Annotated in this window: 10 protein-coding genes; 5 read left to right on the top strand and 5 right to left on the bottom strand. The window is 62.9% G+C overall.

Annotated features, from left to right (window positions below):
* Positions 1–27: 27 nt before the first annotated feature.
* A complete protein-coding gene (locus tag GM415_RS06025) occupies positions 28–2,577 on the top strand; it encodes a ring-infected erythrocyte surface antigen domain-containing protein (RefSeq protein WP_158946918.1) in 2,550 nt (849 codons plus the stop codon).
* Positions 2,578–2,706: 129 nt separating this feature from the next.
* On the opposite strand, the gene GM415_RS06030 is transcribed toward GM415_RS06025, so the two are convergent.
* The 3 genes from GM415_RS06030 to GM415_RS06040 all read right to left on the bottom strand — a co-directional run bounded on the left by GM415_RS06030 (position 2,707) and on the right by GM415_RS06040 (position 8,182).
* Positions 2,707–6,399, bottom strand: coding sequence for a FecR domain-containing protein (locus tag GM415_RS06030; RefSeq protein WP_158946919.1), 3,693 nt, complete (start codon positions 6,397–6,399; stop codon positions 2,707–2,709).
* Between the two features lie 153 nt (positions 6,400–6,552).
* Positions 6,553–6,915: a hypothetical protein gene (locus GM415_RS06035; RefSeq protein ID WP_158946920.1), complete on the bottom strand. Its 363-nt coding sequence runs from the start codon at positions 6,913–6,915 to the stop codon at positions 6,553–6,555.
* Positions 6,902–8,182: a terminase large subunit domain-containing protein gene (locus GM415_RS06040; RefSeq protein WP_242012377.1), complete on the bottom strand. Its 1,281-nt coding sequence runs from the start codon at positions 8,180–8,182 to the stop codon at positions 6,902–6,904. The genes GM415_RS06035 and GM415_RS06040 overlap by 14 nt, the downstream gene beginning before the upstream one ends.
* Before the next feature lie 54 nt (positions 8,183–8,236).
* On the opposite strand from GM415_RS06040, the gene GM415_RS06045 reads away from it, so the two are divergent.
* Positions 8,237–9,163, top strand: a complete 927-nt coding sequence (locus GM415_RS06045; RefSeq protein WP_158946921.1) for a tetratricopeptide repeat protein — start codon at positions 8,237–8,239, stop codon at positions 9,161–9,163.
* 4 nt (positions 9,164–9,167) lie between these two features.
* Here GM415_RS06045 and GM415_RS06050 read toward each other — a convergent pair whose 3' ends face one another.
* Positions 9,168–9,380: a hypothetical protein gene (locus GM415_RS06050; RefSeq protein ID WP_158946922.1), complete on the bottom strand. Its 213-nt coding sequence runs from the start codon at positions 9,378–9,380 to the stop codon at positions 9,168–9,170.
* Positions 9,377–9,781, bottom strand: coding sequence for a hypothetical protein (locus GM415_RS06055; protein ID WP_158946923.1), 405 nt, complete (start codon positions 9,779–9,781; stop codon positions 9,377–9,379). Before GM415_RS06055 ends, GM415_RS06050 begins: the two co-directional genes overlap by 4 nt.
* 154 nt (positions 9,782–9,935) lie before the next feature.
* On the opposite strand from GM415_RS06055, the gene GM415_RS06060 reads away from it, so the two are divergent.
* From GM415_RS06060 to GM415_RS06070, 3 genes are all read left to right on the top strand, one after another.
* A complete protein-coding gene (locus tag GM415_RS06060) occupies positions 9,936–10,973 on the top strand; it encodes a tRNA dihydrouridine synthase (protein WP_158946924.1) in 1,038 nt (345 codons plus the stop codon).
* A gap of 126 nt (positions 10,974–11,099) precedes the next feature.
* Positions 11,100–11,729, top strand: coding sequence for a cyclase family protein (locus tag GM415_RS06065; RefSeq protein WP_158946925.1), 630 nt, complete (start codon positions 11,100–11,102; stop codon positions 11,727–11,729).
* A gap of 171 nt (positions 11,730–11,900) precedes the next feature.
* A complete protein-coding gene (locus GM415_RS06070; RefSeq protein WP_158946926.1) occupies positions 11,901–13,604 on the top strand; it encodes a hydantoinase/oxoprolinase family protein in 1,704 nt (567 codons plus the stop codon).
* The last annotated feature ends 1 nt before the right edge of the window (position 13,605 follow it).

The raw sequence follows: 13,605 nt of genomic DNA on the forward strand, positions 1-13,605 counted from the left end.
GACGGTCGGATTTGGCGGGAGAATCTCATGTCTGCCAGCGTCACGGATTTCATCGTGGCCGGCCCTCCGGGGCAGGTTACGGCAGGTCCGGCGGGTTCATTCCAGGCGGTAGGCCCCGGTCATGTCATTACCGGGGAGCCTGGGCACGTGCCCATAGACACCACCCCTGCGCACGTCCCCATCGACACATCCATTGCCAGAATTCCCTATGCCGCTCCCACCGGGTTCACCGACCCCGGAGGAGGCGGCATGACCGGCATGCCCGGTACCGGAGGTGGCTCTTCGGGCGGTGGCGGTGGCATGACCGGCATGGCCGGGACAGGTGGCGGCGGAGGCGGCTCGGGAACGGGCGGCGGCGCCATCGGCGGAGGTGGCGGCATCGGCGGCGGGTCCGGGCAGGCTTCGTCCAACACCGGCGGCAACATAGAGAAGTCGGGCGGCGCGGGCAGCACCGGCCAGACCGGCGGCGGAGGCCAACCTTCCCTGACCACGGGCTCCCACTTCGTGGACGGGGGCAAGGTTCCCACATCCATTGAACCGGGCAAGCCCCCGGTCCGCTCGGCCACGGGAGGAGGCGGCGCGCCTTCGTCCGGTGGAGGCGGTCCCTTTGAGCGGGGCGGCGGCGCTCCTCCGGAGGCAACGGGCCGCGTGCCCATCATGCCCCCTCTGGGCATCCAGCCCATTTCCCCGGGAGGGCGGGTCATGTCCACGCCCGGCATCGGCTTCGCCATGCCCACCATGACCGGCTTCGTTCCCGTTCAGCCCGGCGGCCAGATCATGGCCCACCGCATGACCCAGCCTCGAGGTCCCTCCATCGGGCATATGCAGCATTGGCCCAATGACGTCTTCCACCATTCGGTGCAGTCCATCGGCTTCACCCCGCCCAAGGTGGACCTGGCTCCATGGATACCGACCCTGGACGGGTATGAAGAGCCGTACATGCCCAAGATGAATTTTGACGGCGTCACCCCCAAGGGAGGCAACTACGACCTCTCTTCGGATTTCAATCTGAACGTGGATCAGTCCCAGCGTATCGAGAATTCCTACACCGAGAGCAATGTCGAGAACGTGGATCGCTCCCTGGACCAGTCCACGGCCTCGAACATCCAGCGTTCGGACACGCAGATAGATCAGAACAGCGTGGACAACTCCACGGTGGCCAACCAGGACATGTCCACCATCCGGAACGTGGCTACGGCCAACACGCTCAGCCACGTGGTCAATCAGGAGACCATCCGCAACACCCGGCAGGAGGCCACCACCAACCTGGACAATTCCTCCACCTTCAATAGCCCGGAGACCAACAACGTTACCAATCGGACCGAGCGGACCGAGGTCCGCAACGTGGACGCCAGCCAGTCCACCACGGCAAACAACAACACGGACCGGAGCACCGAGGATCGCTCTTCGGCCAACTATGTCACCGAACAGAACACCAACGTCAGTAACGACAATTCGGTGGTCCGCAACGAAGACCACTCGGTGGCCACCCGCAACGAACAGACCACCAACTTCAACACCGAGGACAACTCGGTGGTCAACCTGGAGGAAACCAACCGGACGGACATCGAGACGAGCAACGAGTTTTCCCTGTCCCTGGAAGAGACCAACGTCAGCCGGGATGACAACTCCACCAACGTTGACAACCAGACGGTTTACAACTCCCGGAACGAGGACAGCTCGGTCAACAACAACGTGGAGAACAAGACCACGGAAATCAACGAGAACAGCGAGCTCTCGTTCGCCTACAACCTTTCCTCCGAAAACAACTTCGACCAGTCGCGCAATATTGACCAGTCCACGAGCTATACCAACGTGGAGCAGGATAATTCGGTAACCAACCGGACCACCCAGCACGTCACCAACATGGACGAGGAAAGCAACCTTGCGTTTTCCTACAATTTCTCGGGCGAGAACCATTACGACCAGTCCCGAATCATCGACCAGTCCACGCGCTTCGTCTTCAATGAGAACGACAACTCGGTGACCACCAACAACACCAACCACGTCACCAACATGAGCGAGGAGACCAACCTCGACTGGTCATACAACTTCTCGGGCGAGAACCATTACGACCAATCGCGGATCATCGATCAGTCCACGACCTTCAATTTCGTGGATCAGGATAACTCGGTGACAGCCAACAATACGCAGCACACGACCAATATCAGTGAGGAGACCAACCTGGCCTGGGCCTATAACTTCTCCGCAGAGAACAACTTCGACCAGTCCCGAATCATCGACCAGTCCACCACGTTCAACTACGTGGATCAGGACAACTCCGTGGTGCGCACGATCAATGACAACGACACGGTGTTCGTGGAGAACAACAGCCGCAGTCTGGAGCTCAACGACCAGCGCGTGGTCAACACGGACCTCTCCTCCACCGTCAACCTGAACAACCAGTTCGATCAGATAGCCCAGGACAATTCGCAGGTCAGCTATGAGGAAAACCACGACCTGACCATCATCAACATCGATAACCCCAGCACCTACATCGACAACTCCACCACCGTGGTCATGAATATCCTCGCGCCCGAGCGCATGGGCGGAGACCTGTACGCCGGGAACGCCTAGCGGCTGCCTGTTCGGGTCGGGCGGTGGGCGTTCGGAAAGGGCAGTCCCCTTTTCCTTGCGTGGGAGAAAGCAAAAAAAGGCGTCCCTTCAAGAGAAGGGACGCCTTTTTGTCGGTCGTTGTCTTTTCGCCTAGGCCAGATTGATGTCCGCCTCGGTCAGGGAGACGTCGGAGTCGAAGGTGGCCACGAGGGTGTGGTTCGCGCCGTCCGATCCGTCCGCGTCGTAGTAGAGCGCAAAGGTGGAGCCGTCGTTGTAGTAGACGAAATGCTCGCTGTTGGTGGAGAGCCCGGTCTGTCCATCGGACAGGTAGGCCGAGTCGTTGACCTCGGCGAAGTTGGCCGCATTCAGGGTGCCCGTCCCCAGCGAAGCAAAGTTGGTGTCGGTGAACTGGAGCACATCTTCGGCGTGCGTGAAGTCGGAGATGGCGTCACCGCATTCCGAGGTGGACTGGTAGTGGAAGGTGTCCGCGCCGTCGCCGCCGGTCAGGGAGTCGGTTCCGTTTTCGCCGCGCAGGTAGTCGTCTCCGAGGCCGCCGAGGAGCGTGTCGTTGCCGTCGCCACCGAAGATGTTGTCGTTGCCGTCGCCGCCGTCCGCCGTGGTGGCCTGATTCCAGAGAACGATGGTGTCGTTGCCGTCAAGACCTTCAACGGAGATGGCGTCGTTGCCGGACCAGTCGCTGAACGTGGGGGTGGAGGAAAGATTCAGGGAGTTGTCAGTGCCCGAATCCACGATGGAAAGGGTTTCGTCGCCCCCGCCGCTGTGCCCGTAGATGTCGTCCAGGCCGGAGAGGAAGGATTCCTTGCCCCAGTCCACGGTCAGTGTCACGTCTTCGGCCAGAGTCAACTCCTGGAGATTGGAAAGGGTGGCCGTGGCCTCCAGGGAAATGGTCGCATCGACGGAGAGCTGGTTGGTTCCGGCTCCGCCGTCAAAGGAGGAGGTGGCCGCCACATCCGATGAAAGGGAGAAGGTGTCGTTCCCTATGCCTCCGGTGATGTCATTGATGCCCTCACCCGCCGAGAAGTGATAGCTGCCGTCCAGTTCGCCCGAACCGTCCCAGGTGAAAGAGTGGGTGGAGGTGATGGCCGAGGCGTCCACATAGGCCGTGGTCCCGCCGCTGACGAGCGCGTTGACCGCAGTGACGGAGGTCTCCGCGTCACCAAGGACGAAATGCTCCACGTTGCTTACGTTGTCCAGTTCGTCCGTGCCCAGGCCGGTGTCCGTGAACGAGAGCGTGTCGTCGCCCGTGCTGCCGTTCACCGTGATGGACGAGGACATGTTGCCGCCCATGGCCACGCTGTCATTGCCTGTGTCCGTCGAAATGGAGACGGAACCCGCCAGTGAGGCAAAACTGATGGCCGCCAGATTGACGGAGTCCGCGCTGGTGGAGCCGAGCACTTCCAGGGTGCAGCCGGAGGCCACGGTGGTGCTCCAGGATTGCCCGCTGATGGTGCCGGAGCTCAACTGGAGGGTCGTTGTGGAGCCGCCCACGTTCAGCACTTCCACGCTGGAGACACTGAGCTCCGTGGCGTCCACGGTGTTGTTGCCGGAGGCGTCCAGAGTGTCGGTGCCAGCGCAGCCCTCGAAGGAGGAGCCCGCTTCCACATCGGCGGTCAGGGAGAGTTTGTCGTCGCCGTAGCCTGAGTCGATGGTCACGGCCATGTTGTTGGCGTTGCCCACGTAGTTGATCAGGTCGTTGCCGCCCTTGGTCTGGATCGTCATGTTCGTGGTGGCCGTGTCGCTGGTGGTGATCACGTCCGCGTTTTCCGATCCGATGAAGGTCTCGAAGTTGGAAAAGCTGTCCGTGTCGCCGTAGCCGTCATCGGAGACCGTGCCGTCCAGGTCTGCGGTGACTCCTCCGGTGGCGTCCTGGTAGGAGAGGGTGTCGGTGCCCACGCCGCCGTCCAGGGTGTCGTCGCCCGAATTGCCCTTGATCAGATCATTTCCCACGCCGCCCGAGATGGAGTCGTTTTCCGTCGAGCCGGTGAGGACGTCGTTGCCCAGGCTTCCGGTCAGTATCACCTTGTCCGAACCAGCGGTCCAGTTGGCGCCGAAGGTCATGGCCGAGAGGTCGATGGTCTCGGTTTCGCCGTTGGCGCTGGAGGCCTCGATGGACAGGGTGTCGTTGGAGGACGCGCCGGACGTGTTCACGTCAAAGGCGGTGGTTCCGTCGAAAATGTCGAAGTCCGTGGCCTGGAAGGTGACGCTGCTGTTGGTCGTATCGAACAGGATCGCTTCCACATTGGTGACCGAGGTCAGTCCGGTGAGGTCGTAGTTGCCGGAAGAGGTCCACACCACGAAGGTGTCGGTGTCGTCGCCGCCGTCAATGACGCCGGTCAGGTCCTCATGAAATTTGAGCGTATCGTCGCCCGCGCCGCCGTACAGGGTGTCGTCGCCGCTGCCGCCGCCCCAGAGGAGGTCGTTGCCGTCGTTGCCCCAGAGCACGTTATCGCCCGTGGTGCCGAAGAGAGTGTCATTGTAGTCGGAGCCCGCCGCGTTCTCGAATCCGGCCAGGGTGTCCGAGTAGTTCGTTGAGGAAATGGTATAGTCCGCCGTGCCTGCGTCGAGGTCGAGGTCCACGCCGGCAGAGAGGGTGGAGTAGGAGACCGTGTCGTTATCCGTACCGCCGTCGAGGTCGTCCCCGCCGCCGTTGCCGAAAATGGTGTCGTCACCCAGGCCGCCGGAAATGGAGTCGGCACCGGCGCCACCCTTGAGCAGGTTGTCCGAATTATTGCCGGTGATGGTGTTCTCGCCGGTGGCCGAGCCGGTCACCGTAACGATGCTGTCGCCGACATAGGTGCGGCTGGCGGAGTTGCCCGTGACCTCCCAGTAGGCCGGAGAGGTGGAGATGTCCACTGTCAGGTTGTCGGTCTCGTTGCTCAGATCCAACGAGGTCTGGGTCGGCGTTGTGTTGCCGGTGGTCTCTTCAAGAGTTGTCCTGCTGGTGGAGGCGCCCAGCTCGGGACCGCTGCCTGTCTCCGGGGCCACCGGGACCGGTGCGGCCTGCTCCATGGCAGCCATCATCGGCGTGGCCGGTGGCGGCGGCAGGACCTGGCCGCCGGTCTCCTCGCCTGCGGGCTGGAGGCTCATCGGTTGCGCAGGAGCTTCTCCCTGGCCCGTTTCTCCCTCGCCGGTTTCCGCCTGGGCTTCGCCAGCAACAGCGTCCTGCTGGCCGTCGTCCTGGTGCCGGTCATTGTCTTCCTCCTGGCTTGGGGCTTCGTCATAGGTGGGCGCGCCCTGTTCCATGGAGGCCGAGGAAAGTTGATCAAGATTGGAGAGGACATCGGCCGGGGCCGGAGCGACTTCACCCAGTCCCGCGAGGGTGGCGGTTACGCCCATGCCGTCCTGGGTGATGACCCGCAGTCCGCCGTCCTGGGAAACGACAACGGCCCTATCCACGAAGTCCACGCAGACGTGTTGTTCCGGGCTCCCGTCGGCGGGAACCACGTGACCCGTGGTGGTGCCCCGGATGCCGATGGTGGCCAGGGGAGATTCGATGCGGAAGCCTTCGGGATTCATGTCCACGATTTCGCCGGTGACCGAGCGCAGGGTGCCCTGGATGATCTTGACCGTCATCTCTCCCATGGATTGATCCGGGTCGTAGACATAGGAGTCGAGCACGATGGAGGAATCCGGACCCTGGGAGAGCATGGCGCCGTCCCGCAACTCGATTTCCACCGCCGAGCCGTGCCCCACAGTCTTGATGACATCGTCCGCGTAGACCGGGCTCTCCGCGTTCAGGGTGCGGATGCCTTCGGGCCCTTCGGCCGTGGCCGTTCCGTGAGCTATGGTTACGATTCCTATCTGATTTGCTGCATCAGGCATGATTTACTTCCTTAGATATATTCATCACCTGCCTCCGCCTTAGCATCGACGCCGTCCGCCCGCAAGGCGATTAGATCGATTTCACAAAAATTTTGCACAGGCTAATATCCTGGAATGATTTTCTAAAAATTTTCATGAAAACATCGATTGAGGTCATTCCAAATAAAGGGTGGCGGTCTGAAGCACGCAACAGTCGGTAAAACCGAAGAGCCGGGCAAAGCGGAAGAGCCGTGGGTCGAAGTCCCCCAGAGTGTTGATGCGGACCCCTATGATTTTTGATTTTCCCAGCCTTCTGGCCTCCGTCTTGAGCCATTTTGCGTCTTCCCGGACGCCGCGCCGGACCCCGGGGCCCCAGCGGGCCAGGGTCAGGTGCAGCTCCAGGGCGTCCTCCCTCTCCCGGAAGGCGGCGTATCCATAGACTTCGCCCTCCTCGTGCAGGCGCAGCCAGCGGTAGTCCTCGTCGTCCGGGAAGTGGCTCATGCAGGATGGGCGGCGGGTGAGTTCATCGACGCTCATGACGCCTCCCGAACGGATCGTAGTCGTTGACGGATTTCATGGGCCTGGGGCCGCCCGGCCTCCGGAAGCCCACGGCAAAATAGCGGAAGGCGTCCACTGCGTGGCTGGTCCAGTCGTGTACGGGCCGGGAGCCGAAGTCGTTCATCCGCTCGTTGAAGGCGCGGCGGTAGTGGCGGAGGGACTCGATGCCCGGTCCGCATTGTGTTGCGTCGAACCAGCAGGAAGGCAGGATGGAGCGGACCGCGTTGATGCCGTCCTGCACCGGGATGTTGGGCGCGATGTCGAAGCGGATGCCCAGCCCGCGTGCGATCTCCAGGCGCGATTTGCCCGTGCCCAGTTCGCGCACCCGGATATCGTGGGGCGCGATGTGGGCGCCGTACTTGTAGCCCTTTTCGTCCAGCACCTTGGCGTAGTGGTCCAATCCCTCGCCGCAGGCTTCGTAGTAGTCGATCACCGCGAAGGTTCCGCCCGGCCTGGCCTGGACGAACCAGATGGAGGTGGAGTCGGACATGCCCAGGTCCCAGGCCGTGTGGACGGGCAGGGACGGGTCGGGGGCCACGTCCGTGATTCGCCCCGCCTTTTCCGCCTCGCCCATGAGGTTGCCGAAGTAGGCCCCGCGAATGGCCGCCGTGAACGAGCACTCGAACTCCTGCTCGAACTCCTCGGGCGACATCTCCCGCCCGGCTGCGGCCAGCTCCTCTGCTTCGATGATGCCGGTCTCCGAGGCGCGGTACATGGCAGTGAACCAGTCCGGGTCGCGCCTGCCCTCCTCCCACAGCTTGTACAGGGCGTTCTTGCCCTGGGGCGTGCCGATGAATACGGCCCAGCCCCTGCGGTCGGACAGGGCGGGCCGGATGACCTGCGACCAGACCTTGTGCGGCATCTGGGCGACCTCGTCGAAGATGACGCCGTCCAGGTAGATGCCGCGCAGGGAGTCCGGGTTTTCGGCTCCGAAGAGGCGGATGCGCGCCCCGTTCTCGAAGTCGGCGCGCAGCTCGGTCTCGTGGAATTTGACGGTGCAGTCGTCACGGCCCAGGCCGCAGTATTTCTTTAGCTCATCCCAGACCACGGTCTTGGCCTGCTTGTACAGCGGGGCGATGTAGGCCCCGCGCCAGTCCGGGCGATGGGTTTCCCTGGCCGCTCTGATCAGCCGGTTGATGGACAGGGCGGTTTTTCCGAACCGCCTATGGCAAACCAGGACCGAAAACCGGGCCAGCCGGGCCTCGATTTCGGCCTGATGTTTTCTCGGGGTATAGAGTTCGTTCATTATCTTCACTTTCCTTATGTTGACGGAGGGCAAGGGGGCGAGTATCCCCATTCAATGCGACATGCCGTCCGTGTTATCGTTTTAATCGTTCTTCTTGCCTGCGCCGGTTGTTTCGGGGCCTCGCGCACGCCCATGGCGGACCGGGGACTTTCCAGGGATGAGCTGGTCACCCAGAAGCACGAGGCCGAGGCTGCCGAGAATCTCGACAAGGCCATGCAGCTCCTCCATAACGGTGAGTTCCTGGACCCGGATGCGGCCATGGACTATCTGAATCTTGCCGTGGAGCTGGACCCCACGCTGGTCACGGCGCGCTACCAGCGAGCCATGCTCTACCTGGAGCGGAACCGCCAGGAAGAGGCCCTGGCCGACGTCCAGGAAGTGCTCAAGATCAGGCCCGATCACCTCCGGAGCCGGTTCACCGTCGGCTACATCTATTTCATGCAGGGGCGATACGCCGACGCGGTCCAGGCCTTCAACAAGGTGCTGGACAAGGATGGAAACATCTCCGAGGCGTTCAACCTGCGCGGTTCCTGCTACGTCAAGCTGGGGCGCTACGAGGACGCCATCAGCGACTTCACCCAGACCATTGCCCGGAGCCCGGCCCATCGGGACGCCTATTACAACCGGGGCATGGCCAACATGCACCTTGGCTACAGCCTGCGCGCCCTGCACGACCTGACCCAGGCCCTGAGCCTGGATTCGGAGAATGCGGACACCTATCTGGCTCGCGCCGGGGTCTATATGAAGCTCGACCGCCGTGATCAGGCCATGGACGACTTCGACCGGGCCATCGAGTTGCAGCCGGAAAACACCCTGCTGTACGCCGTGGTTGCCGAAGCGCACGCCTCCCTGGGCGAGTTCGGCGAGGCTCTGAAGAGCGCCCGCCGGGGGCTCGCCCTGGCTCAGGCCAAGGGCGACGCTCAGGCCGTGGGCGTCTACGAGGGGCTGATCTCCGGCTACTCGGCCAAGTCCTCCCAGTAGGGGCTTACCGGAACGCTTCATAGAGCACCCGGGCTCCGATTCCGGCCACGCCCGTCAGGCAGCCCCAGACGAGTCTTTCCAGGATGCGGATTTTTTCGTTGTGGCTGGCGCAGCTCCGCGCCACGTTGATCTCCCGGATGTCCTCCTGGATTGCCTTGACCCTTTCGTCTATGCGGACCAGCAGGTTTTGCAGGTCCTCTCTCTCCATGCCGCTCATCGTCCGCCTCCCACTGCGTCGCGCAGCCCCTTGATCGCTCCGGGCAGATAGTCGCCGATCTTCTTGACCCCGAGCACGGCGGCCACGATCCAGAAGGTCACCTGGAGAAACCAGTCGGGCAGGTTCTCCCAGGCGCGGACGACATCGGCTGCGCCTTCGGGGTCCACGCCGGACCAGATGAAGAATCCGATCCAGGCGAAAAAGAGCACATCGTCCTTCCAGCCCGCGTTCTCCAGCTGTTTCATCTCCCATTCATGGTTGAATTCCTGATCACTGCTTGCCAGCCGCATCCGGTTTTCCATGACTGTTTTCTTCAGTTCCTGTTTTTGTTTCATGTGGCCGGTGACGCCTTCCACCACCGTGGTCAGCAGCCCTGCCACCGCACCTATTATGGGCAACATGGTCGTTCTCCTTGGATTGTCTCCGGGTTCGGACCAAGACCATACCCCCGGTTTTAGCGCCGGGATGAGAACGGGCGTCACAGGGCGAAAAAAGGATGCGAACGGGCGAAATAGGGTGTTGACACGATTTCTGAGAGGGGTTGAACTCCGGCCCATGCCGAACGCAGAGAAGAACCGCCTTGCCGACTTGCTGACTCGTCCCCTCTCCATCGCGGGCAGGCCCGTGGCCAACCGGCTCTGGCTGGCGCCCATGGCCGGGCTGACCCACGTGGCCTACCGGGAAGTGCTGGAGGAATACGGCGGGTGCGGGCTGCTCTTCACCGAGATGTGCTCGGCCAAGGGGGTGCCCACCGAGAACAGGAACGTTTCCCCGGTCTTTCGTTGGAGGGACGAGGAGTTGCACCGGCTGGTCTGTCAGGTGGTGGGCGCGGACCCCGGAGAGCTGCTCCCCGCGGTCCGGCGTGTGGAGGACGAAGGCTTTTTCGGCGTGGACATCAACATGGGGTGTTCCGCTCCCGGCATCGTCAAGCGCAATTCGGGTGCGGCCCTGCTGCGTGACCCGGGCGCGGCCCTGGCCGCCGTGGAGGCGGTGCGGCGCGAGGTGTCTATCCCGCTCTTCGTCAAATTTCGCACCGGCTGGACCCGCGATGTGGAACCCGCCGCGACCCTGGCCCGGCGCTTCGAGGAGGCGGGTGTGGACTGCCTGGTCTTCCACCCGCGCGTGGCCCCGGACAAGCGGACCCGCCCCCCGGTCCGGGAGCACATCCGGGCCATAAAGGAGGCGGTCTCCATCCCGGTTCTCGGCAACGGCGACGTGGTCACCCCCTCGGATTGCCTGGAGATGCTGGAGACAACCGGATGCGACGGCGTTTCCGTCGGCCGCATGGCCGTGGCCCGACCCTGGCTCTTTGCCGAGTGGACCGGCGGCCCTGTCCCGGACGAGGCGTGCTTCCGGGACTACGCCCTGCGCCTGGCCGACCTGCTCGACCATTATTTCGATCCGATCCGTGCCCTGAAGCGGTTCAGGCTGTTCACGGTCTATTTCGCGGCCAACTTCACCTACGGGCACTCCCTGCAATCCCGTTTTCTGGGAGCCAAGTCCATGGACGAGGTCCGCGACGTGGTTCGTGAGCACGTCAAACCGGGCATGCAACTGGTGTCGCGGCCCAACATGAACATGTACAATACGTGAGTCGTGTTGAAGGTTTCTCCGTTTACGGCTAAAATCAAAAGTTGAAGCCGCCGACAGGCGGCTTCCTCATCTGATTTTCCCCATGGCGGATTGCCTCTATTCACAGGCCAACCACAGGAGAACACCATGCGCGTCATCGACCTGACCCACGCCATGCACACGGGCATGCCGGTCTTTCCCGGCGACGAGCCGGTGAACATGCGCCGGACCCGTTTCGTGAGCCGGGACGGTTACGCCGTGACCGGCATCACGGCCACCACCCACGCGGGCACCCACGTGGACATGCCCGCCCATCTGTTTGCGGACGGGGCCGGGCTGGACGACTTTGGCCCCGATCGCTTCGTGGGCCAGGGGACTGTTGTGAATTGCACTGGAGTCGAGCGTATCAAGGCGGGCTCGCTGGCCTGGCTGGAGTCGGTCCAGGATCTTGACTTCGTTCTGCTGCGCACGGGCTGGGACCAGTACTGGAAGACCGAACACTATTTCGAGGGCTATCCTATCCTGGAGGAGGAAGCTTGTCGGTATCTGTGCGGGCTCGGCCTCAAGGGCGTGGGGCTGGACACCCCGTCGCCGGACCCTTTGGACGGCTCCGGCCTGCCCGCCCACAGAATGCTTATGGAGCACGATCTGGTCATCGCGGAAAATCTCTGTCATCTAGACCTGTTGCCGCCGGAAGGATTTCTCTTCAGTTGCCTGCCGCTCAGGATTCGGGAGGGCGACGGAAGCCCGGTCCGGGCGGTGGGGCTGATCCTGTGACTTAAAACCGGCGTGGTGAGGGCAAAACCGCCGTTCTTCTTGGTTTTCCCGTGCCGGGAGGGGATGACCTTTCACCTCCCCGTTACTGCCGCTCACCGTATTGCACCTTGCGCCCCGGGCGTTCCTGGTGGTAGTTCTCCCATACGCCTGGAAAAAGCGTAAGGAGTATCCATGCTGTTAGGAATCGACGTTGGCGGCACCCACACGGACGCTGTCGCCATCGATATGACCGGGGACGCCGAGGTAGCCGCCTCGTGCAAGGTCCCCACACATCATGACGACCTGTTGCGCTCCGTGACCGAAGCGCTGGCCGCCATCCTGGCCGAAGTGGACAAGGACGCGGTCACCCAGCTCAACCTTTCCACCACCCTTTCCACCAACGCCATCGTCCAGGGCAAGACCGAGGACGTGGGCGTCATCGTTAGTTCCGGTCCCGGCATCGACCCGCATAACGCCATGCCCTGCAAGGACTTTTTCGTTATCGACGGCTCCATAGATCACCGGGGCAACGAGGTCCGCGCCCTGTCCGCCCGGCAACTGGAGCGGGCCGTTGACGCGTGCCGTGAGAACGGAGTCCGCGTGTTTGCTGCGGTGAGCAAGTTCTCCACGCGCAACCCGCGCCACGAGAACACGATCCGGCGCATGGTCGAGCGCGCCGAGGACCAGGAGGGCAACCCCCTGGCCGATTTCGTCACCCTGGGCCATCAGCTCGGCGGAGCGCTCAATTTCCCGCGCCGGGTGGCTACCGCCTACTTCAACTGCTCGGTCTGGCGGCTGTACAACGACTTCGTCACGGCCGTGGAGAGCGCGCTCGAGGAAATGGGCCTGGGTCACGTCACCGTGAACATCCTCAAGGCGGACGGCGGGACCATGCCGCTGTCCCAGTCCCGAACCATGCCCGTGCAGTCCATCTTTTCCGGCCCTGCGGCCTCGGTCATGGGGATCATCGCCCTGACAGACATCTTTCATGACTCCGTTATCCTCGACATCGGCGGGACCACCACGGACATCGCCGTGTTTGCGGAGGGCGCGCCGCTCATCGAGCGCGAGGGCATCGACATCGGTTCCCATCCCACCCTGGTCTCGGCCCTGAAGGTGCTGTCCATCGGTATCGGCGGGGATTCAGCCATATCGGTGGCGGGTTCCGGCACGGTGCGCGTGGGGCCCAACCGGCTCGGACCGTCCGTCTGCCTGGGCGGTACGCACCCGACCCTGACCGACGCCCTCAACGTGCTCGGGGCCAGCGCCATTGGTGATGTGGACAAGTCCGCTCAGGCCATCGAGGTCCTGGCCTCGGCCCATGGACTCTCCGGCCCTGACCTGGCCCGCGATGCCGTGGACCGTGCTTCCGAGACCATCTACGACGCCACCCGCGAGCTGGTGGAGGAGATCAACTCCAAACCGGTCTACACCATCCACGAGTTGGTGGAGGACAAGCGGGTGGTGCCCAAGAAGATCTACGTGGTCGGCGGACCTGCCGAGGCCATGAAGATGGACCTTTTCCGCCGCTTCCAGCTGTCCACCGAGGTGCCGGAGAACTATGGCGTGGCCAACGCCGTGGGCGCGGCCCTGACCCGGCCCACCTGGGAGCTGGAGTTGTTCGCGGACACCCAGCGCCACACCCTGTTCATCCCGTCCCTGTCCTACCGCGAGAACGTCCACTCCAGCTACGATCTGGAGGACGCCAAGAAGGACGCGGTCAACCAGTTGACCATGCAGCTCGATTCCATGGGCGTGTTTCTCCAGCCAGAGGACGCCCAGATTACCCACGCCTCCAGCTTCAACATGGTCGAGGGCATGAGCCGGGTGGGCAGGAACATCCGCGTCAAATGTCAGGTCAGGCCGCATGTGGTGGCCGTGCTGGGGGGGAGATAAA

It is taken from the genome of Pseudodesulfovibrio cashew, assembly GCF_009762795.1.
GTDB classification, from domain to species: domain Bacteria; phylum Desulfobacterota; class Desulfovibrionia; order Desulfovibrionales; family Desulfovibrionaceae; genus Pseudodesulfovibrio; species Pseudodesulfovibrio cashew.

Coding starts and splice junctions, on each gene's coding strand:
- GM415_RS06025 (WP_158946918.1), top strand. CDS start 28: ATGTCTGCCAGCGTCACGGATTTCATCGTGGCCGGCCCTCCGGGGCAG.
- GM415_RS06030 (WP_158946919.1), bottom strand. CDS start 6,399: ATGCCTGATGCAGCAAATCAGATAGGAATCGTAACCATAGCTCACGGA.
- GM415_RS06035 (WP_158946920.1), bottom strand. CDS start 6,915: ATGAGCGTCGATGAACTCACCCGCCGCCCATCCTGCATGAGCCACTTC.
- GM415_RS06040 (WP_242012377.1), bottom strand. CDS start 8,182: ATGAACGAACTCTATACCCCGAGAAAACATCAGGCCGAAATCGAGGCC.
- GM415_RS06045 (WP_158946921.1), top strand. CDS start 8,237: ATGCGACATGCCGTCCGTGTTATCGTTTTAATCGTTCTTCTTGCCTGC.
- GM415_RS06050 (WP_158946922.1), bottom strand. CDS start 9,380: ATGAGCGGCATGGAGAGAGAGGACCTGCAAAACCTGCTGGTCCGCATA.
- GM415_RS06055 (WP_158946923.1), bottom strand. CDS start 9,781: ATGTTGCCCATAATAGGTGCGGTGGCAGGGCTGCTGACCACGGTGGTG.
- GM415_RS06060 (WP_158946924.1), top strand. CDS start 9,936: ATGCCGAACGCAGAGAAGAACCGCCTTGCCGACTTGCTGACTCGTCCC.
- GM415_RS06065 (WP_158946925.1), top strand. CDS start 11,100: ATGCGCGTCATCGACCTGACCCACGCCATGCACACGGGCATGCCGGTC.
- GM415_RS06070 (WP_158946926.1), top strand. CDS start 11,901: ATGCTGTTAGGAATCGACGTTGGCGGCACCCACACGGACGCTGTCGCC.